Below are 26,045 nucleotides of genomic sequence, written 5' to 3'. Positions count from 1 at the left end.
ATACTAATTACTTTGATAGCTTTATAAGCGCAGAGGATGAGCGGCTAGATTGTCGACGTAACCGGTCTTAATTAATTGCTTCACACATGAGGCTGGGGTAGCCAGCGGATCTTGTATGCAAAATTTCTAATATTGTATTGACCTTAGAATGCCGCAGGACGTGGCTTGTTGAGTGTATCGGCCAGGCTTGGTTCTAATCGTTTTAAAAAGACTCGGTAGTTTTTGGCCTTGGGCTCTAAGCCAGGTATGCGCTCCAAAGAATTAGCCAGTAAATCGTAGGCTGCGTAAATTTCTCGATTGTCTTCCGAGTGACGTTTGTGAAACTCGTGGAGTAGTTTTGCCACTGCGCGGTAGTCACCTAGAGCAAACAGCACTTGGGCAATTCTTAAGGTGTTGGCGCTGCGCTTGGGGCGAAATTGCGGCGCTTTTCTTAGGATATCGCGGTAGATTTTTGCGATGTAAAAGTCATCGTCTTTGTTGATAAGCCGCGGCAAAATTTGATCGGCAAAGCGGCTCACTTGCTGTTCAGTGCCCACAAAACACATCAGTTTCAGGCACTTTTCCCACAGAGCAATATTGTTGGGGTGTTTGGGCAGAACATCCCGATAGGCGTCCAGCGCGTGTTCGTATTGGCCTTCTTTTACCAATACCTCAATGCGCGCTTGCTCTATTTCAAACTCGGTGCGCGGCTCGCGGCTGAAGTCGCTGTCGCTGGCATAAAACCCCAGGGCTTCTTGTTTTTGAAACACCAAGTAACCCATTAAATGAAACACCACCACGGTGTAGTAATTGGCTACCAGGTTTTGGGCAAAAAACTGCACGTGTTCGTGGCCATCGCCAATCAGCGCGTTGATGACTCCCACCGATGCCACCATTACAAAAATAAACAGCAGCATAATGATGTAAGTGGCCCCGGTGGCGGAAATCATCTGGCCGATATTGGCCGGACTGATGGCCTCGCCTAGGGTGCCGTTAATGGCCAGCAGAATAAAAATCGCCGGCAGGGTAAACAGCACCACAAAACCCGCCAGTGCCGCCATGTTGGGCCCCAAATAATAGGCGCAAACAGCAACCAGGCCCCCGGCCAATAAAATGATTACCGTCAGTTGCACCAGCAGGGTAATGCCGCCGCTAAAGCTGTTGGTTAAGGATGGGGCTTTCATGCTGCCCAGAGCGGTTTGCTCCAGGCAATTAAAACTGTAACGGGTGAGAATAATGGACGGAATAATCAGCAGCCAGGGATTGTACAGGCTGAACACGGTCAGCAAGGAGCACGCGGCAATCACCACCAGCGCATTGGCCGATAATCCATAGCGATAAATTTTATCCAGCCGTCGCCAAAAGGGCGCGGCGGAATGGGCCGAGCCCATGTCGGTAACCGTCTGCCCGCAAGTAAAGCAGCGTCGCCCCACATCCTGGTCGCCGGTGGGGTTTTCGTCGCAGCATTTGTCGCAGGTGTGGCTTTGGCACTGCTGGCAGTGGTAACGCGAAGCTACCAGAGGATGGTATTTGCATTGACTCATAGCGGCCGGTCGATCCTTGTGCCGGAATCCAAAATCGGGGTTGAGTATGTCATAGTTGAGTTCGGCTATCGTGCATGCCGGAGTGCATTAGTGAATCGGCCAATTCCGTCATAGTGGTGGTGCGCGAAACAATACCCTGGCGTTCATAAAAATGGGCCAACCTGCGCGCCAGTTTGGCCACCATGGGTTGCTTGTAATGGCTATCTACTAACTGATACAGAATTGATTCACTGGCCTTGTATTGGTCCAAGTCCATTAACCGCAAGCCTATTTTGACGCGCTGGTGGTTATCGATGGCTTGTTGTTCTGCGTCGCTAAGCTGGCTCCACCAGTGGTGGATGGCGGAATCTAAACCATCAAAATATTGGTTTTGATCGATGCAGTGCACTAAAAAATCGGTTTTCTGTTGGTTGCCCAGGGCGTTGACCAAATTTAGCTTAACCCTAAGCAGTTGGGCGCGTTGCTTGGCTTCGCTTTTGGCAAGAAGCAGCTCCAATTGTGTTAGCGCTTTTTCAAATTCGTATTCGGCGATGGCGCGGTAGACTCGGTCCAGGGCTTTGCGTTCTAGGTCTTCATCCTGGCGTTGTTCTATATAGTCGTCGTCGATGCTTTGAGTCATAAAGCGTTGCGCTAGGGCCACCAATGCCGCGCCGGTAACAAAACCGCCGATATGGGCGCTGTAGGCAATGTTGCTCTCTGGGGTGATAAACCATTTTACGGCTTCCAGAGCGATGTACAGCGGCAGTAATAGCAAAGCAGGTGCTCGAAAATAACCGACGAACACAAACAACCAATAGAAGAATTCAATCTTGTGCAGCCTAAACAAGGTGACGTACATGGCCATCACGGCTGAAATCGATCCGCTGGCTCCCACCAAGTAGTCGATTTCATCGTTGTTCATTTGGCTGAGCTGGAATAGAGCACCGCCGCCGGCGCCGCCCAGTAAATAAAATAATAAAAACCGGCGCCCGCCTAGGCTCGCCTCCACGGCAAAACCGCACACCAGCAAAAAAATCATATTGCCCAGCAGGTGCATCCAATCGCCGTGCAAAAATTGGTAGGTAATCAGGTTAATGACACTAACTTGGTGGGTGGCTAGGCCGTAGGCTTTGGCGCTTAGCAGATTGACTTGGCGGCGTAGTTCGGCGCGCTCGGTAATCCATTCGTAGCGGGTGGCATCGTTGGCGGCGTAGTAAGGGGTGGTCTCTTGTAGAAATTCATCAAACTTGGGGTCGAAGACCAAATCTAAAAACAGATATTCGCGTTCTTCCTGTAATGTTGGTTCATCGATATCACCGCCGCGGATGCGAAAATCCACGTAGGGTTGCCACTCTTGCTCGGGGAGGCTGCTCTCGCTGTAAAATTCAATGGCGGTTTGGTAAACATTGGCATCATTGGATTGCTGCCACAAAAACACCAGCAGGTTGATAAGCAATAAGGTGAACACGACCACCGGCGGGCGTGACCAATCGATTTTCTTTTCGGTGGGTAAAATAACCATTAACTGCGAACTATTGTATCGGTTGGGGTACTGATCCGAACCTGAATGTCGGTAAGGGAGCGTACGTTCTCAAATTAGAAAGTTTGGTCAAAATAACCCAATTACGCCAGTCAACGGAACCAGAAAAGGCCAAAAGGTGGGGGAGGTAAACCCGGCGGAGCCGCCGGGTCGGAGGATTTAACGGCTGGTGTTTTCGTAGCTGGAGCGGGTTTTGGTGTTGTTGGCGTCGAGCCATTGGTTCAACTCCACTACGTCCTCCGGTGCCAGGGTACCGGCGGTTTGCTTCAGCTCCAGGGTGTTAATGATGTAGTTGTACAACGCGTTGTAGTAGTCCGCACGGGCTTGGTAAACACCCTGTTGCGCGTTAAGTACGTCCACAAAGTCACGGGTACCCACTTCGTAGCCTGCCTGGGTCGCTTCCAGGGAGCTTTCACTGGAGATAATAGCTTGTTTGCGTGCCGCTACGGTGGCCACATCGGTGATCACCCCCAGGTGTCGGGTGCGGGCAGACTGAATGATTTCACGCTTGGTTTGCAGGTAGGTCTCTTGGGCTTGTATGTGCTGCGCCGAGGCCTGACGGCGAGAAGCGCTAACACCGCCACCGGAGAAGATCGGTAAATTAACGGACACGGCAAACCCCGAGTTGGCGCCATCAAATTGGCCCTCGTAGTTGCGGTCGTCCTGCTCGGACAAGCGTGCGGACACCGTGGGCAGGTGGTCTGCGGAGGCGGCCCTGGCTGCTTGGCGGGCGGCCTCGGAGGCCAGTTTGGCGGTTTTAAGCTGGTTGTTGTTTTCCAGCGCAAAGTCTACCCATTGGTCGCGGTTGGCGGGGGTAGGCTCGGTAACGGGGAAACTATCCGACAGCGCAGAAACTTCCTCGTGGATGGACCCGGTAATGACTTCCAAGGCATCGTAGGCCGCGCCCAGGGTGGCTTGGTTGCCCAGTGTTTCTGCCCGCGCGCTATCGTAGGTAGCCTGGGCATTGTGCACATCGGTGATGGCGGTCAACCCCACTTCAAAGCGCTGCTGGGTTTGCTCTAGTTGGTGTTTTAGGGCTTTCTCTTGCGCGATGGCGTTATCCAGCACGTCGGCTGCGCGCAACACGTCAAAGTAGGCGTTGGCCACTCGCACAATAAACGACTGCTGATCCGCGGCGTATTGAGCTGCACCTTGCTTGCTAACGTTGATCCCCTGGCGATAATCAAACCAGGCTCCCAGGTCAAAAATGGGCTGGGTTAGGCTAACCGTATAAGTGGTGCCCCGCACAGGAATTTCGACGGTTTGGGGCAGTGTGTCGAAGTTGTTAATTTGGCGGGTTTCGATGTCGGTATCGGCGTACTCAGCGGTGGCGCTAATTTGGGGCAGTAATCCGGCGAGGCCCAGTTTGCGTGATTGCAGTGCCGCCTTGTAGGCCGCTTGGTCGGCTTTCAGTTGGTGCTCATTCTCCAGGGCTTGTTGGTACACCTCGTTTAAATCTGCCGCTTGGCTTAAGCCTGTAGCGGTAGCGATTGCCAAACTAATCAGTAGTTGGGCTGACTTTTTCATGCGATTTGCCTTTAATCAGTGCGAAATTCAATAGTGTCTCTATCGGCCCGGCGCGCAAAAAGTGAAACCAAAATGTGTCAGTATCCGCGTTGCAGCCAGTTTTCATCGTTTGCCAAAGCCGCTTGGACGAGGGTTGGGCAAATTTGGTTTCTTAAGAATCTGTTAGAATTCTCAGCCGGCGATGTTGGGTGCGGGTAGCTGCCATGGAATGGAGTGGCATGCGCAGGAGCGGCGGTAGGTTTTGGCTCGGGCCTCTAACTCGGTCAATGTCTTAATCAGTATAGCCTGATATTCTGTTACTCCCAATACAGCCAGCGCTGCGAAATCGTGATTGATGCTAAGCACTGCATTCATTAATCCGCGGCCGGAGGGTTACTGGTGTATTAGCGCCAATATTTTTCGATTCGTGCTCCAGTTATCTAGACCACAGCTAAAGACCCGTTTGAAGGAACTGCCATGCCCGGTTTTAATGACCAAGACGTAGAAGTATTAGAAGAACGCACCAGTTACCAAGGCTTTTTTAAGATGGTGACGGTTACCTTGAAGCATCGGTTGTTCGGCGGCGGCTGGAGCGACCCCATTCGACGTGAAGTATTTAAACGGGGCGATGCGGCGGCGGCCATTCTTTATGACCCAATCAACGACACCATTGGCCTAATAGAACAATTTCGGGTTGGCGCCATAGGCAGTGCTGGCGGCGCCTGGTGCTACGAAGTGGTGGCTGGCATCATTGACCCTGGGGAAGATGGCGAGCAGTCAATCCGCCGCGAGCTGGTGGAGGAAGCCGGGTTTAGTCCACAACAATTGGTGCCTATCTGCACCTATCTATCCAGCCCCGGTGGCAGTGATGAAAAAATTTACCTGTATTGTGCCCTGGGCGATTTGACTGGAAAAGCCGGATTTTATGGCTTGGAGAATGAATCCGAAGACATCCGTTTGGGGGTATACCCCGCCGCGGAGGTGCTGGACAATCTCTTCGCCGACCAGCATTGCAACGCTGCAACGTTAATTGGCTTACAGTGGTTGGTCGCCAACCGTGCTAGGCTTGCCAGTAATGCATTAGCCTAGTGTTGGTTGGTATGGGTTTGGTCAGCACAGTTTCGAATGTGTCACAGATCGTTCTGCTGGGGCCAACCCGAGCTTTAATTGTTAACAGGTCCTGGTACTTGTGATAGATATAAACAACAGCACTCAGTTGATTCACCCATTGAATGCTCATTAGAGCTTGGAGTTTTACTTGCCCGTCAGCAATCCTCGTGTGGCTAAAAAAGCGTCTTATGTAGTTGATTTGCGCTCGCAGCAAGCCGAATGTGAGGCCAACTACGTGCGTCTGTGCAAGTTGATGCCAAGCCTAGAGCAGCGTGAATCCTGGGAGTACCAAGTTGAGGCCAAAGGCGAGCTGCCGGCGGAGAAAATCCAGCTCACCATGCTGGAGCGAGCGCCCTACACCTTTACCTTAGAGATCAAACAGACGCAATCTGCGCACCCCTTTGAGCAAGACCGAGTGCTACGCGTGCGTATGTACCACGATGCTCGCATGGCCGAGGTGGTCTCTTGGAACAAGCATTGGAACACTCGCGCCAGCTATGACTACCCCAACCAGCGCATGTACCAAAAGGACGAGAAACTACAACTCAACCGCTTTTTGGGCGAATGGCTAGCCCATTGTTTGGCCCGCGGTCGCGTGGCTCAACGCATTACCGACTAAAAACACCCCCCCTCTGACTTCCAATCGCTATTAGCGCGGCAAAGTCGCCCTACAAAATGTCGACTAGGCCAAATTATCAACAAAAATTAACCCAGTCGGCGCCTTTAACCCCTGACAGGCCGGGCCTCCTGGCTATAATCGTTTTTGCACAGAGTGTCATGACCAATCGGTTTGGATTTGTAACAATTTAATCAGCTTTATGGGATAACCATTCGCCTGGGTGCGAAAACCACCCGTCTGAATGCACTACTACAGCGAACCGCCAAACCGATTTAGAACTACCATAAACGGCCTTGAACGTGCGTTTCTATGTGCGCTTGGTCATATAACAAAAAAAACACCGTGATTTTACGGTTTTTATACAAATTACCGTAGCCAGTCGACATTTCTAGGGTCGGCGCTGGGGTAACATAGCTAGAAACTATGGCAGTAAAGTAAAATACGGTTAAACAAAGAACTTAGGGTTATGTTTTTTCAAAGCAATGTTATTCGTGTAGTGCAGATTACCGATCCTCATTTGGGTAAAATCCCAGGTGATACCTTGCTTGGTGTGGATACAGACCAAAGCCTACGCGACGTATTAGGGCAGTTGCCCAAAAGCGAAATGGTAGTAGCCTCCGGCGACCTTTCTAACGATGGCAGCCCTGAGTCCTACCGCCGCTTTGCCGATACCCTGGCCGAGCACCAAATCAACATTTGGTCTTGCTTGCCCGGTAACCACGACGACCTAGACGTAATGAAGCGCGTGTTAGGCCCTGCGGTAATTAACCCCGTACAGGTGATGGGGTCGTGGTTGTTGCTCCACCTTAACTCTCGTGTACCTGGATTTGAGCATGGCGATCTAAGCGATAACGAGCTGACCTTCCTGGATAAAACCCTGGCCCGCCATAGTGGCATGAACGCCATGGTGTTTTTGCACCATCAGCCTGTGCCTGTTGGCTCAGCGTGGTTGGATCAGTACGTAGTGCGCTCCTCCGATCGTTTTTTCGAAACCCTCGATAAACACAACAACGTACGTGCAGTGGCCTGGGGTCATGTGCATCAAGATTTCCAAGCTGTGCGTAATGGCGTAAAACTGTTCGGTAGCCCTTCTACCTGCGCTCAGTTCAAGCCCAACAACGACGAATTCGCAGTGGATACCGCGATGCCAGGTTATCGCCTGTTCGAGCTGCACAAAGACGGCTCTCTCAATACCCAGGTAAACAGAGTATCCCAGCGCGATTACCAAATAGACCTTGCCTCTAACGGTTATTAGTCCGTCGGCAGCCAGCCTGCTTCGTCATGCTAGTGCCTCGTTCGACTAGCAGCGAGCCCCACTCGAAGTCGCCTTATGGCGGCTTTGTTCGTTAAAGGCCTTCTGTACTGAAGAGTAATGCTTCAGCTAATGCGTGGTAATGCCGGGGCGCTAGGGCATAATAGTGGTTCTTAAAATTTTCTCGTCGTAATCTTCATGGCCTTTGCAGTCGGCCCTTTGGATGAAATACTAGCAGCCAGAGGTCGGTCGCCAAACAACCAGGTGGTAAACCCCATGACAGCGGTTATCTACATCCATGGCTTTTTAAGTTCGCCGCAAAGCCATAAAGCCCAGGTAGTGGCCCGTTGGTTGGCCGAGGAGCACCCGCAGGTGAGCTTTTACTGTCCGCAACTCACGCCCTATCCCGGTCAAACTCAACAACAATTGGATGACTTGGTGGCAGATCTCAAAGGCCAGCACATTGGCCTAATGGGTAGCTCCATGGGCGGCTTTTGGGCCACCTATTTAGCCGAGGCCTGTGATCTACCTGCGGTGTTAATCAATCCCGCGTGTGAGCCGTTGAAGCTTATGCCGCAATACATTGACCAAACGCTGCAAAACTACCACACGGAACAGACCTACCAGCTCAATAGTAGTCACCTAGATGAATTGACCCAGGTGCCAGCCCACAGTGCCAAGCGCTTGGCCAACTATTGGGTGTTGCTGCAAACCGGTGACGAAACCCTGGACTACAACAAAGCCGTGTCCAAGTATCAGGGGGCAGAAATGCTGGTAGAAGAGGGCGGTGACCACAGTTTCCAAAACTTTGAACGTCATTTGTCCGCCAGCCTAGCGTTTTTCGATAAATTTTATGCGCGGGAGTGTTAATAAGCCGCGCAAATACGGTTAACATGGCCGCATTCGAAACACAGAGCAGCTCGAAACGGCCATGGCAACAAATTATACCGCTGAAGATATCGAAGTCCTCACGGGCTTAGACCCGGTGCGCAAGCGCCCGGGTATGTACACCGAAACCACCCGTCCTAATCACCTTGCACAAGAAGTTATCGATAACTCCGTGGATGAGGCCCTGGCCGGCCACGCCAATCAGATCGATGTGATTTTGCACAAAGACCACTCTATGACGGTGCGCGACAACGGCCGTGGAATGCCGGTGGACATTCACCCAGAACAGGGCAAGCCTGGCGTTGAGGTGATTTTGTCCACCTTGCATGCGGGCGGTAAGTTCTCCAACAAAAACTATCAGTTCTCCGGTGGCTTGCACGGTGTGGGGGTGAGCGTAGTAAACGCGCTGTCCCAAATTTTGGAAGTCACCATCAAGCGTGGTGGTGAAATTTACCGCATCGGCTTTAGCGGCGGCGAAAAAGCCGCTGATTTAGAAGTCATCGGCACCTGCGCCAAACGGGATACCGGCACCGGCGTTCGCTTCCTGCCAGACCCAAAATATTTTGACAGCAACAAATTCTCGGTATCGCGCCTGCGTCATGTGTTGCGCGCCAAGGCGGTACTCTGCCCTGGCCTAAAGGTGAACTTCACCAACGAGCAAAACGACGAAAAAGACGAGTGGTATTACGAAGACGGGCTGTGCGATTATCTTGCCGCTGCCACGCAAGGTTGGGCCTGCCTGCCAGAGGCGCCATTTGTGGGCACCTTCAGCGCAAAAACCGAAGCCGCCGATTGGGCCGTGCAATGGTTGGTAGAAGGTGGCGAACTCACCCAAGAGAGCTACGTTAATTTAATTCCCACTGCCCAGGGTGGTACCCACGTCAATGGATTGCGTACCGGTCTGTTAGAAGCCCTGCGGGAGTTTTGCGAATTCCGCAATTTACTACCCCGTGGCGTTAAGTTGGCTCCGGAGGATATCTGGGCGCACTGTTCGTTTGTGCTCAGTTCCAAAATGGGTGACCCGCAGTTCTCAGGCCAAACCAAAGAGCGTTTGTCCTCCCGCGAGGCGGCGGCGTTCGTTTCCGGTGTGGCTAAAGATGCATTCAGTCTGTGGTTAAACCAACACACCGAAGACGGCGAAAAGCTGGCCGAGCATTGCATCAGCAACGCCCAGGCGCGGGTGCGCAGCAGTAAAAAAATTGCTCGTAAAAAAATTACCCAAGGCCCAGCACTGCCCGGCAAACTGGCAGACTGCTCCAGTGGTGACCCAAGCCGCAGTGAATTGTTTTTGGTGGAAGGGGATTCCGCCGGTGGCTCCGCTAAACAAGCTCGCGAGCGAGATTTCCAAGCCATCATGCCGCTGCGCGGAAAAATCCTAAATACCTGGGAAGTCGATAGTGCGGACATTCTCGCCAGCCAAGAAGTGCACGATATTTCTGTGGCCCTGGGCGTAGACCCGGGCAGCGATAATTTAGACGGCCTGCGTTATAGCAAAGTCTGTGTGCTGGCCGATGCCGACTCCGATGGCTTGCACATTGCCACGCTGTTGTGCGCGCTGTTCTTACGGCACTTTAAACCCTTGGTGGATGCTGGCCATATTTACATCGCCATGCCGCCTTTGTACCGCATTGATTTAGGCCAAGAAGTTTACTACGCCCTAGACGAAGCCGAGAAAAACGGCATTTTAGATCGCCTACAAGCCGAGAAAAAACGCGGCAAGCCCAACGTGCAGCGCTTTAAAGGATTGGGCGAGATGAACCCAATACAACTGCGCGAAACCACCATGGCGCCAGATACCCGTAAATTGGTTAAACTCACCATCGAGGATGATCAAGACACCTTCGGTGTTTTGGATATGCTGTTAGCCAAAAAGCGGTCCTCCGATCGAAAAGTGTGGTTGGAGTCCAAAGGTGATTTGGCAGAGGTGTAGTTTTTTCGCAGGCCCTTGTGTAAATAAAAACCCCGGTGCTTTTACCGGGGTTTTTATTTATTGCTGAATTAAAAATTCGCTTTAATCGGCCTTTGCTAAACCTGATTTTTTATTTAAAGATCCTATTCACCGCTCACAAATAATGCCAGCCTAATAAACCATTTGGTTAAATAATGATTTGCCCAATGCTGCACGCCAGATTTGCATGGCTTATCGTGGACTGTGTACCGCATTATGAACGCAATCGGCTGAGGCGTTTGCAACGCACAAGTGTTGGGTTATGAGCAAAGCGGTTGGTTTATTAATGCTGTGGGCAAATACTAAAAGCCGCGAAAATTATGCCGGCTAAATTAGTTAAGGCTGTGTTAATTAACGTGGTGCTGCCGGCGTGAGCAAGGTGAGCAAGGACGCCACCACGCTACCAAAGGTTGGCTTTATCCGCTCAGTGGTCTAAAGCTTTTGGTAATGGCTTCTACACTTAAGGCATTCACTCGTAAAATTAAGGGACTAATTTATGAAGCCTGTCTCCGCGTGTAAACCAACTCTCCTTGCCGCCGCTTTAAGTTTCGCCATGCCCTCACTCGCTGAAGATGTACGCAGCATGGGAATGGGTGGCACCGGTGTGGCATCGGCCAACGGTGACACCGCCGCCATTATGAATCCAGCATTGATGACCGGTGGCCCACTGCAAGCCGGTTGGTCTTTTGTGGGCCCAAGCCTGGTGGTAGAAGCCAGCGACCGCCACGATATCGCCGACACCGTAGACGATATGACCGACGCCTACGATGAGTTGGACTTGGCCATCCAAATGCAAGATGTCTCCTCGTCAGAAGCCTACAAGGATGCGTTTTTACAAGAACTCGCCGAGCTGGATAATAAACCGGTAACGCTAAAAGTGAATACCGAGTTAGCGCTGACCATGCCCTTGGGAGAAATGAACCTAGCCTTGGGCGGCCGCTCTACGTTAGACGTGACCGTGATTGCCGATTACGTCAGCGACGATGAAACGCTCATCGAAAATGCCATTATCAGCGGCAATGCTGACTTGCTAGAAGATTCAGCCTCGTCGGTAACCGGGGTGGGCGTTGTGGTGAGCGAAGCCTATGTGGCCCTGGCCCACGGTGCCACCTGGCAAGACCAACAACTCAGTTTTTCGGTTGCCCCTAAATACCAAGAGTTGCAAACCATTTATTACAAGAGCACCGCCGGCAGCTACGACCAAGACGACCTGGATGCAGACGACTATGTGGCCTCGGAATCCGGGTTTAACCTGGACCTAGGTATGGCCTATTACATCACGCCCAAAGTCAACGCAGGCTTAACCCTGCGCAATGTACTGGGCGGCGATTACGACACCATTGCCCCCGGTACCATCAGCCCGCGCTACGCAGCCGATGAACCACTTCGTTACGAACTCAACCCCAAAGCCACAGTGGGTGTGGCCTATAACGGTTCCATGCTGACCCTGGCGGCGGATCTAGATCTCACCGAGGACAGCGGTTTTGCAGGTTACGATCGCGCGCAATTTGCCCGCCTAGGTGCAGAATTAAATTTCTGGAACTGGGCTGCAGTGCGCGTTGGCTACCGCCACGACATGAACGACGTGCAAGAAAACGTCGTCACCGCAGGCCTAGCTTTCTCGCCATTTAACACCTTCCATTTTGGCTTGTCTTCCAGTTATAGCGAGAACAACACCGCCGGTGTGGGTGCGGAGTTTAAATTGACTTTGTAGTACAAAAATCCCGCCGTTGTATCACTTTGCCCGGTATAGCTTAGCCGGGCAGAGTTCAGCCGGGTGGCGCTTCTCACACTCTTGAATTTTCTTCCTTTCTGGCGAAACCTCGTCAACCCTGCCGAATCTCATCTACCTGTCTTTGAACTTGCTTACAATCTGCGTTTAAAGCGGTTGAGCCTACTGTTAGACCCAGCGCTTTTGATTACAATAGCGGGGTTTGTTTAGCCAAACCAAACCTATGCCATTACTTACAGTGGGTGTTGAAACCCGGCAAAATCAGAGGCAAGCATGAGAGAAGCACAGGATTTAGTAGCACAAGCCAAGCAGCAGATTATGGAGATCGATGTGGCGGCGGCGCCTTCGGTGATCAGTAACGCACATTTATTGATCGATGTGCGAGAGCCCGCCGAGTATGAGTCCGGTCACATTGAGGGCGCCATCAGCATTCCCCGGGGTATGCTGGAATTTACCATGTCGTCGCGGCCAGAGTTAAACGCCCGCACCTTAAATATTGTGGTCTATTGCAAAACCTCCGGCCGGGCGGCCCTGGCCGCACAAAGCCTAAAAAGCATGGGTTACCAGCATGTGCAGAGTATCGCCGGTGGCTTAGAGGCCTGGCTGTCAGCCCAGAACCCCATCGTAACCCCAGCGTCAATCGACTACCTGTAACAATAACTGGATCTATTCCTAGTTTGATGAAAGTACTGCACACCTCCGATTGGCATCTGGGCCGCACCTTATACGGCCGTAAGCGCTACGAAGAATTCAAGGGATTTTTAAGTTGGATGCAGCAAACCATTGAGCAACAACGCATTGATGTGCTGCTAATTGCTGGGGATATTTTTGATACCAACACGCCCAACAATAAAGCCCAGGAAATGTACTATCAGTTTCTGTGCAAGGTGGCGGCGTCTGCCTGCCGCCATGTGGTGGTGATTGGCGGTAACCACGATTCGCCTTCGTTTTTAAATGCCCCTAAGCAACTGCTAAAAGCTTTGAACGTACACGTGGTAGGTGCAATAGGCGATAACCCCGAAGACGAAATTATTTTGCTTAGGCAAGACGAGCGGGTAGAGGCAATCATCTGCGCAGTGCCCTATTTGCGGGACAAAGACATTCGTTTAATCGAACCCGGCGAAACCATCGACGATAAAAACGCCAAGCTGGTGGCTGGTATCAAAAATCATTACGCCCAGGTATGCCAACTGGCAGAGCAGAAGCGCCAGCAATTGGAACAAGCTCAGGGCCAGGCTATTCCAATTATTGGTATGGGCCATTTGTTCGCAGCCGGTGGTAAAACCGAGCAAGACGACGGCGTGCGTGAACTCTACGTGGGTAACCTAGCCCATGTGGGGGTGGATGCCTTCCCCGAGTGTTTAAATTACGTGGCCTTGGGGCATTTACACGTGCCGCAAACAGTAGGCGGGCAATCGCACATCCGATACAGCGGCTCGCCCATTGCCATGGGTTATGGCGAAGCCAAGCAGCAGAAAATTGTATTGGTGTTGGAATTTAATGGCCGTGAATACTCACTACAGGAATTGCACATTCCTCGGTTTCAAACCCTGGTGCGCCTGGAGGGCGAGGTAGACACCATTTTGGCTGAGATACAAACCCTGGTGGCCAGCAAAAGCGACGCTTGGTTGGAGATTGAATTTACGTGCAACCAGGTGGCGGGCAATGTGCGCCAGCAGTTGGACGAGGCCATTGAGGGCTCGGCGGTGGAAATCCGCCGCATTAAAAATAAGCGCCTACGCAACCGGGTCATCCATCAAAATGGTGACCAGGAAACTCTGGAAGACCTAGACATCAAAGAAGTGTTTGAGCGCTGCCTAGTGGCCAACGAGGTGCCGCCGGAATCCCGCCCAGGGCTGGTTGCCAGCTACGCTGAAATCTTGCAAACACTCAATGATGACGACAGCCAAGCCGAATAAAAGCTGGCACAGCCAGCGGCTATAGGAACTACCCACCCCGTGAAAATTCTAGAATTGCGCCTGCGCAACTTAAACTCCTTGTACGGCGATTGGCACATCGATTTTAGCCACAGTGAATTTACCACCAATGGTATATTTGCTCTCACTGGCCCCACCGGCGCGGGGAAATCTACCATACTGGATGCCATCTGTTTGGCGCTATACGGCGCAACGCCACGCCTTGGCCGCATTACTAAAAGCGGTAACGATATTATGTCGCGCAACAGCGGTGATTGCATGGCCGAGGTGGTGTTTCAATCCCAGGCCGGGCGCTTTCGCTGTAAATGGGAGCACCGCAGGGCGCGCAAAAAAGCCGACGGCAAGCTGCAAGATCAAGAACATGAAATATCCGAGGCCGACAGCGGCAAGCCCATAGAAACCGCCCGCAGTAAAACCCTGGCCGTGGTGATTGAAAAAACCGGTATGGATTTCGATCGCTTTACCCGATCCATTTTATTGGCTCAGGGTGGTTTTGATACCTTTTTAAAAGCGGGTATAGAAGAAAAATCCAAAATTTTAGAGCAAATTACCGGTACGGAAATTTACACCGATATCTCCTTGCTAGTGCACAAACGCAACAGCGAAGAAGCAAAGCAATTAGAGCTGCTGCGGGCTCAAATATCTGAGAAGGCCATGCTCAGCGCGGAGCAAGAAGCCGAACTGCGGAATACCTTGGCTGCCAGCCAAACTCAAGAGGCAACACTAACCAAACAGCTGGAAACCACAGCCCTAAGCCAGGCTTGGTTAAGCGGCATTGAACAGCTGCAAGCAGAAATACACCAAATTGACGAGGCGGTAAAAGCCAATCAACTAGCCTTGGTGGCGTTCCAGACAAGCCGTGAAACGCTGCAACGAGCGCAGCAGGCCGCAACCTTGGATGGACCCTATGCAACGCTTAAAGCCACGCGGCTTCAGCAAGAGCGGGACGCGGCGGCGCTGCTGCAAAACCAAAACAAGCTAACGCAATTGGCGGACGAGCTTGAGCCACTAAGTGCTGCTTGGCAGCGCTCGCAAGGGGAGACACAACAAACCAAAGAAATACTAAAAAGCCAAGAGCCGCTGTGGCAAAAAGTACGCTTGTTGGACCAAGCCATTAGCGATCTAAATCACGCTTTGGGTGAACAGTCCGAGGCTCAGAGTGAGCTTGGAGGGAGGATACAAACCAACAAGGATGCAATACACAGCTTGCAGACAAAGCGCAAAGCTGCCAGTGGTAGCTTAAACGAAACCCAAGCCTACATAAACTCTCACCAGCAAGACGAATGGCTGGTGGCCAATTTAGCGGGGTTAGAATCGCAGTTCGCTCAGCTGCAACAATTGAAAACTCAGCAGGCGCAAAAGCAAAATCAAATACAAAGCGCTAAGGCGGCTTTAAAAGCCGCCCAAGATGCGTTTACAAAAGCCGAACAAGAAACCGAAATAAAGCAAAAAGCCATCGATGAATGCCTGGCCGCGGTGGCAGATACGCAGCAACAATTGGATGATTTGCTGGCTGGGAGTTTATTGCGAGAATACCGTACCCAACGCGATAACTTAATTGAAAAAAAATCCTTCCTAGACAGAATTGCCTCGTTAGAGCAACACCGGGCACAGTTACAAGATGGCCAAGAGTGCCCGTTGTGTGGCGCCACCGAACATCCCTTTGCTCACGGTAATATGCCTGCGGCCAACGATATTGATCAGCAGATTGGCCAGGTGTCGCAAATAATTGGCAAAGCAGAAGCATTGCAGGAGCAAATCGCTGGGCAGCAAGCCCAATTGCAATCAGCACAAAGTGCCCATGCCGAAAGCACGGCTAAGGTGGCGGTGGCCGATAGTCAAAAAGCGGTGAGCGCCAACCAGTTCGATCAATACCAGCAAGACGCCCACGAGCTGGCGAGTAGTATTAATTCGCAAACCGAATCCCTGTTGGCGGCAATTAAGCCCTTAGGCATAGATGATCTCGTTCAGCCGGAACAGCTGTTGATCGAATTACGCCAGCGGCTAGAACAATGGCAGGCCGCTCTGAATAAACAGTCCGATCTAGACAAAAAAATCGCCGGCTTAGACAGCGACATAAAAAGCCTAGAGGCCACGGCACAGTCGCTTACTGCGCAGGTGGTGTCTGTAAAAAACAAAGCAGACCATATTAGCCAGCGCCTGGGCGAGCAACAACATGATCGCACAGAGTTGTTTGGTGAAAAACAACCCGACCAAGAACAACAGCAATTGCAGACACAGTTACAGTACTGCGAAACCACAGAACAAGCAGCCCAATTAGCTCACCATAATCACCAGCAAGTCGTGGCCAGAACACAATCGTTGGTGGAATCTTTAGGCGAAAGTATCGAACAAAGAACCGCCACGCTCAGCGAGTTGACGACGGCCTTTGAGCGGCAATTACAAGCGCAAGGGTTTGTTGATGAAACCACGCTTTTGGCGGCAATACTAAGCGCCGAACAGCGGCAAGCGCTCTCTCAGAAAGCCGCAGAATTAGACACAGCAAAAACACAACACCAAACCACGCTTAAAGATCGACAAGGCCGGTTGGTGGAAGAAACTGCAAAAGAGCTCACCGATAAAACCGCTGAGCAATTGCAAATCGAAGCAGCTGAATTTTCCGAGCGGCTAAAAGAAATTCAGCAAATCATCAACACCTGCCAATACGACCTAAAAAAGGACGCCGAGGTAAAAGCCTCCAACCAACAAAAGCAACTGGCGATTCAGGCCCAAGCCAACGAGTGCCATCGCTGGCAGCAATTGCACGATCTAATCGGCTCCTCCGATGGCAAAAAATACCGCAATTTTGCCCAGGGCCTAACCTTCGAAATTATGGTGGCCCACGCCAACCGCCAATTGGAAAAAATGACCGATCGCTACTTGCTAATACGCGATGAGCAAGAGCCCTTGGTATTGAATGTGGTGGACAACTACCAGGCCGGTGAAATTCGCTCTACCAAAAATTTATCCGGTGGCGAAAGTTTTATCGTCAGCCTCACCCTGGCCTTGGGGCTATCCAGTATGGCCAGCCAAAAAGTGCGGGTAGATTCACTGTTCTTGGACGAAGGCTTCGGCACTCTGGACGAAGACACCCTAGAAACCGCCTTGGATGCCCTGGCCAGCCTACACCAAGAGGGCAAGCTTATTGGGGTAATTTCACACATAGAGGCGCTAAAAAACCGCATCGCCTGCCAAATTGAAGTGAAGCCCCGCCATGGCGGCCAAAGCGAGATAAGCGGCCCCGGTTGCCAAAAAGTGGTGTGAGGCCAAATCTGCGGCAGGGGACACCCAGCTACTTAACCTTATGCCCCTGGGATGCCTCCCAAATGCGGTACCACTGCTCCTGGCCAAGTTCCAGTTCCAGCGCGCTTACCGCTGCTCGCACACGGCCAATGTTGCCGGAGCCCACAATCAACGCGGGCTTGGCGGGCAGTTTGGCCACCCAGGCGTAGACCACTTCGTCTATGCTGCCGGCACCTGTCTCATTAGCAACTTGCTGTAGGCAGGTGCGTAGGCGGTTTATTTGCTCGCTCTGCTCATGAAAAATTCTGCCGCCGGCCAAGCAGCTCCAGGCCATGGGCGTAATGTGGTGCTGTTGCAAAAACTCTAAATCGCCGCTTTCCAGAAGGGGCAAATTGAGGGGGTTGAGCTCAACTTGGTTGGTGACCAGTGGGAAGTTTAGCCGCGATTGCAACAGTTCAAACTGTGCTTTGGTAAAGTTAGAAACACCAAAATGCTTCACTTTGCCGGCCTGTTTTAACTGCTCAAAACACTCCGCAACCTCATCTGCGTTGAGCAGATAATCCGGGCGGTGCACCAACAAAATATCTAAATACTCTACGCCTAGTCTGGCCAAGGACTGGTCTACCGATTCCACAATCTTATGCGGGCGGGCATCGTAGTGCCACACCTTGTGGTTATCGCCCGGCACGATACCGAATTTGGAGACAATCTCCAGCTCATCGCGTAGGCTGGGTTGCAGCGCCAAAGCTTTACCAAACAAGGCCTCGCAGGGTGGTGGGCCATAGATGGCGGCGTGGTCCACGGTGGTAATTCCCAGTTCGACGTGCTGTTTTACAAAAGTAAGCAGTTCTTGGTCGCTCATGCGCCATTCACTCAGGCGCCAGTAACCTTGCACCAAGCGAGAAATTTCAGGGCCTTTGGGGCATAGGGTAATTCTTGCAGGGGTGGACATGGATGGGGTCTCTTTAATTGTTGCTTTGCTTTTAGTGGCCGCCGCTGCTGAGAGTTGGCGGGTTTTTGAATGCTTATACTTTGTATGTCGGCCCGCTTTCCAGGCCGCGGGCTCTGGCTGGTTATCCTACTTTGAACAATAACCGCAATAAACCCTAAACTCCGCCGCAGTAACAGGTTAAAATGATTGGCTGCTTGGCTGTTTTTTGACCATGAAGGCTCTTTGCGGTAGCTTTCGCCAGGTAATGATTGACACGTATGTACTCAGTAGGAAGGAAAGGTGAATACTAAACGGATTCTGATCTGCTCATTGTTGGTGGCAACACTGGCAGGTTGCGGTGGGTCTACCCAGCCACAAAGCGGTATTGCGGCCCTTAGCGATGCCGATATCCAACAGAACGAAAATTACGAAGAACTGCTCATAGCGTTGCAAGATTACAACGTTCAGTTGGCTGGTAAATCAGAATCCTCCAACGCCGATAAGTTCGCCCGGCGCGGCATCATTGAAGATCGCTTGGTGGATTTGACCGTATTGCAGTTAGATGCCGAGTACACCGCCAAGCGCGAAGACTCCGGTGTGTTGCCCATTCCCGCTATCGACGCCACCGCGGAGCAACTCACCGGCGCTGAAGATATCTCTGCCGAAAAGTGGCAGCGCGTGCTAGATCGCGTCTCCTTAGAGAAAAAGCGCACCAAGGATTACGTGGACTTTGAGGCTGAAAAGCTCAGCCAAAACATCAGTGATGCCGAAAAGCTGGCCGTGTTTGACAACCTGCACCGCCTCAGTGGTGATGACCAGTGGGTGGGCCACAAAGATGAATTCGTTGATAAACTGGTGAGCGACGTGCGCGATGCCCGCGCCCAAGGTCGTTACATAGCCCAGGTGCAAGAGAAAGCCGCTCTGATTCGCGCTGCGCGCCCGGATGACAGCAATCTAGCCGACGAGTTGGCCAGCTACGATGCCCGGGCCTTCGAAAACGCTTTTTTGGAATCCCTCGGCCAAGGTGACCTCGACAGCGCCTACGCGGTATTCACCAGCGCCAGCCAAGCTGACAACTTCGATAAAGTCGTGCCCAAATTAGAGGGTACCTCCCAAACCATGGCTGATTACTTCTTGGCCAAGGCCGATGCCGCCGTACTGGATGCCAGCCAGCTGAAAGACTCCTTCCGCCTGTACGATCAAGGCCGGGTGATGTACGAGCAATTCCAGCTAGAGCCTATACCCGCATCTCGTTTTGATGCCCTTGTGCGCCAGCTCACCAAAAAATTCCAGCGCCGGGTAAAAGCGGAAGACTACGAAGCCGCCTTGGGCTACCTGCTAATGATTGGCGACATAGACCCGGACAACACCAACTTTGTAAACCAGCTTAATGGCATTAAAGCCCGCGTACAGCAGGCCTCCATTCGCAAAATCACTACCACGGAGTTTGTCAGTAGCAGCGGCCAAGTGGATTACAGCGATGTGCTGGCCACCTATATCGCCCAGTATCTGTTCGAGCAAATCCCCTTTGATGTGCGCATTATCGAACGCCAGCAGTACGAGGCCACTGTGCGTGAGCGCGAGCGCAAGCGGCAAACCAACCTGCCGCCGGTGGTGGATTATCTCGTTACTGGCAGCATCATCGACGCCAAGGTTAACGCCACCGAGCGTCGTGGCAAAAAGATCATGCGGGTTACCGTGGGTCACGAGACCGTCCCCAACCCGGCCTACAACAGCTGGCTGCAGCTGAGCGCCGCCGAGCGTGGAAAAATAGCAGCCCCGGCGCAAACCATTGAGCGAGAAGAGAACGAAAATGTATCCGTGGGCGTCACCGAACACCGCAAAGCGGCCAAGTTCACCCTAAGCTATCGCTTGGTCGATGCCAGCACAGAAAAAGTCATCTTCCCCGATTCCATCACCAAAGAATCTAAAGCCGAAGATACCAGCACCGAAGGCATTGAGATTGGCGAGTTTGTTATGCCCTTTAAAGTGGCCAACCTACCATCGGACTCCACCATGCTGGATACCCTGGCCAAAGAAGTGGCCTTAGATGTGGGCGCCAAACTGGTAGAGCAACTGGCCAACCAAGAAGAACAATACCTAGCCGCCGCCGAGGCCGTTACCGGTGAGGCGGAGGGCGAATGCCAAATTCAAGTGCAAGCCCTGGCCCGCGCCGCCGCCATGCAAGAGATGAAAAGCATGGCCAATGATGACACCTTGGTGGGCCTCAAAGAGATTACTTTGGGTTGTTATTAATGTGATGTTGGAAGTGGGGCGCTGTAACACGGCGTCCCGCTAGCTGTTGGCGGGCCAAATCAGGTCAATAATAAAGCTATAAATGCTCGCTAAACTTAAAGTTGATAGTTTTTCAGCGCGCCAATGGTAAAAAAACGCTTGAGCTTAGCGCTGTGAAAAATTAGGTGTAACGAACCCTAAACACAGTGACAATAGCCCGCTGTAACTCAACGCTAATAAATTAAATCGGACTAACGCACTCTCTGAAGGGATCTGTTTTATAAGAAGATCTTCCTCGCGCTAGTATCACTCGCGGTTTGGCGTATATGGCCGTAGGTTGTAATCATTGGTTAAATCGCTAGAGCAGCCGCTCTGGCTTAACGCGTATTTGGCTTGAGCGCGCATAAAACCATCCTCTCCTTGGTGAAAGGTAGTGGGGTCGTTATCCTGTCGTAGTGACTCCATTCCTGTAATCATTAACTCCACTGAATTTTTCAAATCCGTTGCATGTTCCTCAGGCAGAAGAACCAAGGCTGTGTTGGCCCAAAGGTCGACGCTTCCGGCCAAGGTGTTTCCTTCGACGATATCTTGTATGGCTTCACGATTATTCCAAATAGTCGATGCCGGGATTCCTGGGTTTGCTCGGTTATTGTCTATAATACCATCGCGCATTCGAGACAAAGGGTCCCACATGTTATCTGTCCAATCTAGATAGGACTGCCCCTCATCCTCCCGGAATTCCCTGTATTCTCTAAGTGTTGGAGCATCGTTGCAGATTTTTGCTTTTTGTGGCACGCAAAAATGATCGCATTGGTTGGGGCAATTAAAGGTGCCCATGCCTACAGACGCTGCTGTGCAAAAAGGCATACAGGTCTTAGAGTTTGGGCTGATATTGGTATCTAAGAACCAACGAGTACATCTTTCGCTAGGGTGTCCTTCGTGCGCGAACGAGGGCAGGCAGAGCAGTAAAGCAATAGAAGAAAATATCCTCAGAATTAATGTCATCATTATTTAAGTTAGCCACGTTATTTTAACGCTTTCTTGCTCGGACCTCGGGCCAGTATTTTACTCGTGGTCGGGACGATGCAGAAAACTGTTCACGGCATTATTGGCGCCAAAAAAAACAACAATGATATAACTACCGTGAACCTCTTGAGCGAACTGTTTTACAGCCAAAAAAATTACACCGTAAGTGTACAAATAGCTTGGCTGCACGTCTGAGTGCTCTATTTCTGGGCTATCGGATTGGTTAGGTTATAAATTGAGCAAAAAGGGGCATATTGTTTCTTGGTGCAGCGGGATAGGGTGCGCCGTCGATAACAATAACCAACTAGGAGATGCCCAATGATTCGTCATGTCGTGATGATTAAATTCAAAGCCGATGCCAAGCAAGAGCACATTGATACTTTTATAGAAGAAGTTAAAAAGTTGCCGCACTTAAATAAAGAAATACGCGATTACAGCCACGGTTTGTGTGTAAAAGAGCCGCGTTTTCACAGTGGCGATTTTGACTTTGCCAATTGTTGCGATATCGACAGCTACGAGGCCATGGAGCGCTATATGTCGCACTGGGCTCACCTGCGCATGACACCTTTCCTGCCAGATATTCTAGAAAACATGATTTCGTTCGATTGGGAGGTGGACTATTTTGGCCCGGCGTTCGATGAGGCGGCAGCCAAAGAAGAAGCCGAGAAAGAAAAAGCCCGCGTGTTGGTGCAACATTCGGATTCAAAACTGGCCTACGTGCCAGAGATTCGCGGCAAGGGTATAGAGCAAGCCAAAGCCATGCTGGCCGAGGTCGGGTTGGAGCTGGGAGAGGTGGACGAGGTTATTGGCTCTGTGTGGGCACCAGATCGCATAATGATGACTGAGCCGGCTCCAGGCACCGAGGTACCCAAAGGCACCCAGGTTGCGATTTCCATCACCGGCGATTGGCTTTGCGGCCCAGAAACCGTAGACCAAGCCACGGCCTGGTAACTACCATTAGGCAGTCAAACGCTAGTGTTTAACCAGCCTTATGGTTAAACGCAGTGTTTTGGTCAGCCTTTTGTATTTTTTCGATAGTTGTGGCGAGTAATTTATTTTTGTCTCGAATCGGATGGGTTCTAAGTTATCCATCTACAGCCCAGCCCCAACATGAAAATGTAGGTTTGAGATTTCACGCCAATGGCTGTGGAATACAGGGAAGGTTTTATTGTTCGATTACAGTTATCGAATTTAGGCTGCCGCTATTAGTAGTTTCGGGTTAGATGATGTTCGGTGATCATTCCTATCTACCCAAGATTCAAAATGGGTGCTTTAGAATATAACCAAATTTAGTCTACGGTGAATATAATCTAATTGCTGGCGGCTCTAGCTGCTGAATGACTAGTTTAGCTGCAAAAATAGGTATAAATACTCAATACTCCGCTTATCAAATTTACTAGATTGAAAATCTCTGGAGTGTACTTTAAGTGATTTTAGACTTTCTTCGTAAATTTGTAGCTCCGATAAAAGATGTCTGTCGGAGCTAATAAACAGACAAAAAAATGAGTGGGTGGCGAGTTATGGCGAATCATATACAACGGGTTATGGCTGGTTTATGGGTGTTATGCGGGGTCGCATTGGTGGGGGCGCTGGTTACCTCCAACGTCTACGCTCAAGTAATACGAACCAGTGGAGATTTATCTTCGGAGTTGCCTTCGCGCTCAACTCTCCAAGGCATAGATGCCCACTATGTAAACCCCGGAGCCATCAGCTATCCATTCCCCTCGAGAGGGCAGGATCTACCCCAAGATGTATATTGGCAGGCCACGGGGCACGGTAATGGCAGTAACAAACGGGATTTGAATGGCGTTCGTTTCAACAGTAGTACTAATAAATGGACCAGTAAATTGCCTGCGAGGGATGGTCTGGAAGGCGATGCCCGGAGACTGATCTGGGATGTTCCGGTTTATGCTCCAGCCGATGGTATTGTATTGAGTTGTTGGCGAGTAGCCCTAGATGGTGACGACCCTGCCGAAGATGGATGTGGCAACAACCCCGCCAACCCTAACGTGGCCTGTAAACGTCCTGGTGGCGGTAATATGGTGCGTTTGTGGGTTCCGACTCAAAACCGCCTGTTCCTTTTAGCGCATTTTCGAGAAGGCTCCATTCCTGAAAGCGTATGCAGTCATGGACGAACGGAAATGGCAAATTCTAAAGACAAGTCGGGAGCGTTCGGTGTCATACCTGAAACTGTAAATCCGTTTCCCTGGCCCCAAGTAAAAGAAGGTGATCTCTTGGGGCGAGTTGGTAACTCTGGTCGTTCGGGCGGACCACATTTGCACGTCGATTTGCAGGAGTGCAGCGTGCCTCTGCGTGATATAAAACAAGACTGCCACAGTATCCCGATGCGGTTTTCAGATGCCGATATTGCTACGAAACCGGATGGCCGCAACGTGGTAGAAACAGATTGGGTGCAGTTGAACGGACCTATTAGTGTGGCTACTCCGCGCCGTTTAATCCGCCCAGATCCAAAGATAGGAGGTTTCGTACCCCCAGCAAACTTAACAGTACAACAGGTTACGATACCAGATATCACATTGGCGATAGATGCGGTAAACAGTGGCAGCCCGGTGAGCGATTATTCTTGGCAGGTACTGGAGCCAAATTCAGAGTCTGTATTTAAGGAACATTTAACTACACAGCTCAGTGTTAAAGGTAATTGCCCAGGGGGAATCAATTCGATTACTGTTAACTCTACAACGGGATCCGAAGAAATTGACGTGACTGATGGGGAAGAGGTGGTGTCTATCGACATTAGTGTGATGTCAGCGAGTCGACAGGAAGTAGAATCTTTGTGCCTAGATTTCGCTTTTGGGCAGTCAAATAATTCGATATGCAATCAGAACCCCGAAGTTTGTAATCAGGAGCAAGACTGGGAAGTGAGCGCCTCAAAAGACGACATTAACCCAATCAATCTGACAATGCAGTGTCTCAATGGCACGGAAATCGATAAGGAATTCAGCCCTAGCACGCGGTTGATCTGCGGTTTATTACCTTTTGGGTTTCAGCATTAACCGTTTTCTAATAAGGCGCATTCTGAGACGGTAGAGTTTGAATCGAGGCTTGGCTGGGATCTCGGCCAAGCCGTTGTGTCATTGATGCAATCATGGCCTACAGATCACGCTCGATCAGATTGCTAGCGTTTAACCACCGCCATGGTTAAACGCGAAATACAACTGAGCCGATCTTTTTCGTCGTAGATTTTGATTTCCCATACCTGGGTAGTAGCGCCGATATGCAACGGCTTGGCGATGCCCGTGACCTCGCCCTGGCTAACGCCGCGAACGTGGTTGGCGTTGATGTCCAAGCCAAAACACACCCGTTGGCTGTTATCCACCACCATATTAGCGCCGATGCTGCCCAGCGATTCCGCTAGTACCACGTTGGCGCCACCATGCAAACGTCCGGTGGGTTGCAAGGTCCGTCGATCCACCGGCATGGTGCCTTTCAAATAGTCCGGGCCAATCTCGGTTATGGAAATCCCCAGGTGTTCGTCGATGGTGCCTTGTTGCATTTGGCTAATAAGGTCGATTGTGGGTTGACCAAACCAGATGGGTGCTGACATGCAAAATATCCGCTATACGTTCAAGGCCACAGTGTAAACGCTTTGGCAGCTGTAGTCGTTTGCCAAAATGGCCAAAAACAAGGCGAAAATGTAAGCACTTGGTGGTGGGCGTAACAAAAAAGCCCGGCCCAATGTGGGCCGGGTCGAGGTTGAGACAATGCTCAGTTAAAAACGGTAGCCAGCGAATAGGCTGTAAACAAAGGGATCGATATCCACGTCTACGCTGATGGTGCTGCCATTGTCAAAGTCGATATCTGCCGTGGTTGAAATATCGATATAGCGCACTGAGGCGTTGATAAACCACTTTTCATCCAAATGGAAATCGACGCCGGCCTGTACGGCGTAGCCAAAGGATTCCTCCAAGCTAACATCGGCGCCGGTTAAGCCCAGGCTGGATAGTGTGGTGTCGGCTTGGCCGGTGATGTCTTCATCAAAAAACACCGTGTAGTTTAAGCCCACGCCGACATAGGGTTCAATTTGCCCAAGGCCGCCAAAGTGGTATACCAAACTTAATGTGGGTGGTAGTTGTTTTGCGTCGGTTATATCAAGCCCGGCTAATTCTCCTTTGCCTTCGGCGGTGTGTTCAAACGGCGTAGCCGCCAGTAGTTCAACGCCAATGGCGTCGGTAACAAAATATTCCAGGGTTAAACCCAGCTGGGTGTTAGAATCTACATCCACTTGTGACGTGCCGCCGGCCAAGCTTAAAGTGGAGCCATCTAATGTGACATTGTCACTGGAAGCATCCGGAGCTACCTGGGTTACGCCAAGGCGTAAAGCAACGTCACCGGCTTCATAGGCTGTGGCCAAGGGCGCCAGGGCGATGGCTGATGCGGCCGCTGTGAAGATGAATGCGTTTTTAACCAGTTTCATGGGGTACTCTCTCGTTTGTGTTGTTGGTTGAGTGCAGATTACTGCGCTGTTGGCGCGAGTTTTTGATCTGGATTAAGCGCCAGTGGCGTGAAACTTATGGCCGGGCTTTGCTGTCGCAACATTCACGTGATTATTGATTTA

The 26,045-nt window shown here is 51.2% G+C and carries 20 protein-coding genes; 12 read left to right on the top strand and 8 right to left on the bottom strand.

Annotation, left to right across the window (positions count from 1 at the left end; genetic code table 11):
* Nucleotides 1-143: 143 nt before the first annotated feature.
* The 4 genes from ACGHM3_RS21575 to ACGHM3_RS21560 all read right to left on the bottom strand — a co-directional run bounded on the left by ACGHM3_RS21575 (nucleotide 144) and on the right by ACGHM3_RS21560 (nucleotide 4,923).
* Nucleotides 144-1,523 (bottom strand): DUF4013 domain-containing protein, encoded by a 1,380-nt coding sequence (locus ACGHM3_RS21575; protein ID WP_345420940.1) that lies wholly within the window; start codon nucleotides 1,521-1,523, stop codon nucleotides 144-146.
* 49 nt (nucleotides 1,524-1,572) lie between these two features.
* Nucleotides 1,573-3,024 (bottom strand): rhomboid family intramembrane serine protease, encoded by a 1,452-nt coding sequence (locus ACGHM3_RS21570; protein WP_345420943.1) that lies wholly within the window; start codon nucleotides 3,022-3,024, stop codon nucleotides 1,573-1,575.
* 177 nt (nucleotides 3,025-3,201) lie between these two features.
* Complete coding sequence (locus ACGHM3_RS21565; RefSeq protein WP_345420946.1) at nucleotides 3,202-4,569, bottom strand: TolC family outer membrane protein; 1,368 nt, start codon at nucleotides 4,567-4,569, stop codon at nucleotides 3,202-3,204.
* 171 nt (nucleotides 4,570-4,740) lie between these two features.
* Nucleotides 4,741-4,923, bottom strand: a complete 183-nt coding sequence (locus tag ACGHM3_RS21560) for a hypothetical protein (protein ID WP_345420949.1) — start codon at nucleotides 4,921-4,923, stop codon at nucleotides 4,741-4,743.
* A 102-nt stretch (nucleotides 4,924-5,025) separates the two neighbouring features.
* On the opposite strand from ACGHM3_RS21560, the gene ACGHM3_RS21555 reads away from it, so the two are divergent.
* From ACGHM3_RS21555 to ACGHM3_RS21515, 9 genes are all read left to right on the top strand, one after another.
* Complete coding sequence (locus ACGHM3_RS21555; RefSeq protein WP_345420952.1) at nucleotides 5,026-5,637, top strand: NUDIX domain-containing protein; 612 nt, start codon at nucleotides 5,026-5,028, stop codon at nucleotides 5,635-5,637.
* A gap of 169 nt (nucleotides 5,638-5,806) precedes the next feature.
* Nucleotides 5,807-6,277 (top strand): DUF1249 domain-containing protein, encoded by a 471-nt coding sequence (locus ACGHM3_RS21550; RefSeq protein ID WP_345420955.1) that lies wholly within the window; start codon nucleotides 5,807-5,809, stop codon nucleotides 6,275-6,277.
* A gap of 466 nt (nucleotides 6,278-6,743) precedes the next feature.
* Nucleotides 6,744-7,532, top strand: coding sequence for a 3',5'-cyclic-AMP phosphodiesterase (gene cpdA, locus ACGHM3_RS21545; protein ID WP_345420958.1), 789 nt, complete (start codon nucleotides 6,744-6,746; stop codon nucleotides 7,530-7,532).
* Between the two features lie 273 nt (nucleotides 7,533-7,805).
* Nucleotides 7,806-8,399 carry a YqiA/YcfP family alpha/beta fold hydrolase gene (locus ACGHM3_RS21540; protein WP_345420961.1) on the top strand — a complete coding sequence of 198 codons (594 nt, stop codon included), beginning with the start codon at nucleotides 7,806-7,808 and terminating at the stop codon, nucleotides 8,397-8,399.
* A 61-nt stretch (nucleotides 8,400-8,460) separates the two neighbouring features.
* Nucleotides 8,461-10,347 carry a DNA topoisomerase IV subunit B gene (parE, locus tag ACGHM3_RS21535; protein WP_345420964.1) on the top strand — a complete coding sequence of 629 codons (1,887 nt, stop codon included), beginning with the start codon at nucleotides 8,461-8,463 and terminating at the stop codon, nucleotides 10,345-10,347.
* Nucleotides 10,348-10,918: 571 nt separating this feature from the next.
* Nucleotides 10,919-12,079 carry a conjugal transfer protein TraF gene (gene traF, locus ACGHM3_RS21530; protein WP_345420967.1) on the top strand — a complete coding sequence of 387 codons (1,161 nt, stop codon included), beginning with the start codon at nucleotides 10,919-10,921 and terminating at the stop codon, nucleotides 12,077-12,079.
* Between the two features lie 291 nt (nucleotides 12,080-12,370).
* On the top strand, nucleotides 12,371-12,751 hold the full coding sequence (locus ACGHM3_RS21525) for a rhodanese-like domain-containing protein (RefSeq protein WP_345420969.1): 381 nt from the start codon (nucleotides 12,371-12,373) through the stop codon (nucleotides 12,749-12,751).
* Between the two features lie 26 nt (nucleotides 12,752-12,777).
* Nucleotides 12,778-14,016 (top strand): exonuclease SbcCD subunit D C-terminal domain-containing protein, encoded by a 1,239-nt coding sequence (locus tag ACGHM3_RS21520; RefSeq protein ID WP_345420972.1) that lies wholly within the window; start codon nucleotides 12,778-12,780, stop codon nucleotides 14,014-14,016.
* 39 nt (nucleotides 14,017-14,055) lie between these two features.
* The gene (locus ACGHM3_RS21515; protein WP_345420975.1) at nucleotides 14,056-17,298 is read left to right on the top strand and encodes an AAA family ATPase; all 3,243 of its coding nucleotides are present in this window, start codon (nucleotides 14,056-14,058) and stop codon (nucleotides 17,296-17,298) included.
* A gap of 28 nt (nucleotides 17,299-17,326) precedes the next feature.
* Here the strand turns inward: ACGHM3_RS21515 and ACGHM3_RS21510 are convergent, their stop codons facing one another.
* Nucleotides 17,327-18,229 carry an aldo/keto reductase gene (locus ACGHM3_RS21510; RefSeq protein ID WP_345420978.1) on the bottom strand — a complete coding sequence of 301 codons (903 nt, stop codon included), beginning with the start codon at nucleotides 18,227-18,229 and terminating at the stop codon, nucleotides 17,327-17,329.
* 279 nt (nucleotides 18,230-18,508) lie between these two features.
* On the opposite strand from ACGHM3_RS21510, the gene ACGHM3_RS21505 reads away from it, so the two are divergent.
* Nucleotides 18,509-20,464 (top strand): hypothetical protein, encoded by a 1,956-nt coding sequence (locus ACGHM3_RS21505; protein WP_345420980.1) that lies wholly within the window; start codon nucleotides 18,509-18,511, stop codon nucleotides 20,462-20,464.
* Nucleotides 20,465-20,749: 285 nt separating this feature from the next.
* Here ACGHM3_RS21505 and ACGHM3_RS21500 read toward each other — a convergent pair whose 3' ends face one another.
* On the bottom strand, nucleotides 20,750-21,136 hold the full coding sequence (locus tag ACGHM3_RS21500; protein WP_345420983.1) for a hypothetical protein: 387 nt from the start codon (nucleotides 21,134-21,136) through the stop codon (nucleotides 20,750-20,752).
* A gap of 651 nt (nucleotides 21,137-21,787) precedes the next feature.
* Here ACGHM3_RS21500 and ACGHM3_RS21495 point away from each other — a divergent pair.
* The gene (locus ACGHM3_RS21495) at nucleotides 21,788-22,420 is read left to right on the top strand and encodes a Dabb family protein (protein WP_345420986.1); all 633 of its coding nucleotides are present in this window, start codon (nucleotides 21,788-21,790) and stop codon (nucleotides 22,418-22,420) included.
* Between the two features lie 569 nt (nucleotides 22,421-22,989).
* Entirely contained in the window at nucleotides 22,990-24,483 is a 1,494-nt protein-coding gene (locus ACGHM3_RS21490; protein ID WP_345420989.1) for a M23 family metallopeptidase, read from the top strand.
* 122 nt (nucleotides 24,484-24,605) lie between these two features.
* Here the strand turns inward: ACGHM3_RS21490 and ACGHM3_RS21485 are convergent, their stop codons facing one another.
* Both ACGHM3_RS21485 and ACGHM3_RS21480 read right to left on the bottom strand, forming a co-directional pair.
* Nucleotides 24,606-25,034, bottom strand: coding sequence for a hotdog fold thioesterase (locus tag ACGHM3_RS21485; RefSeq protein WP_345420992.1), 429 nt, complete (start codon nucleotides 25,032-25,034; stop codon nucleotides 24,606-24,608).
* 165 nt (nucleotides 25,035-25,199) lie between these two features.
* Entirely contained in the window at nucleotides 25,200-25,904 is a 705-nt protein-coding gene (locus ACGHM3_RS21480; protein WP_345420995.1) for an OmpW family outer membrane protein, read from the bottom strand.
* Nucleotides 25,905-26,045: the final 141 nt, after the last annotated feature.

This window comes from Halioxenophilus aromaticivorans, assembly GCF_042850945.1.
Lineage (GTDB): Bacteria > Pseudomonadota > Gammaproteobacteria > Pseudomonadales > Cellvibrionaceae > Halioxenophilus > Halioxenophilus aromaticivorans.
The sequence above is the reverse complement of the archived record's forward strand: the minus strand, read 5'-3'. Positions and strand labels throughout refer to the sequence as shown.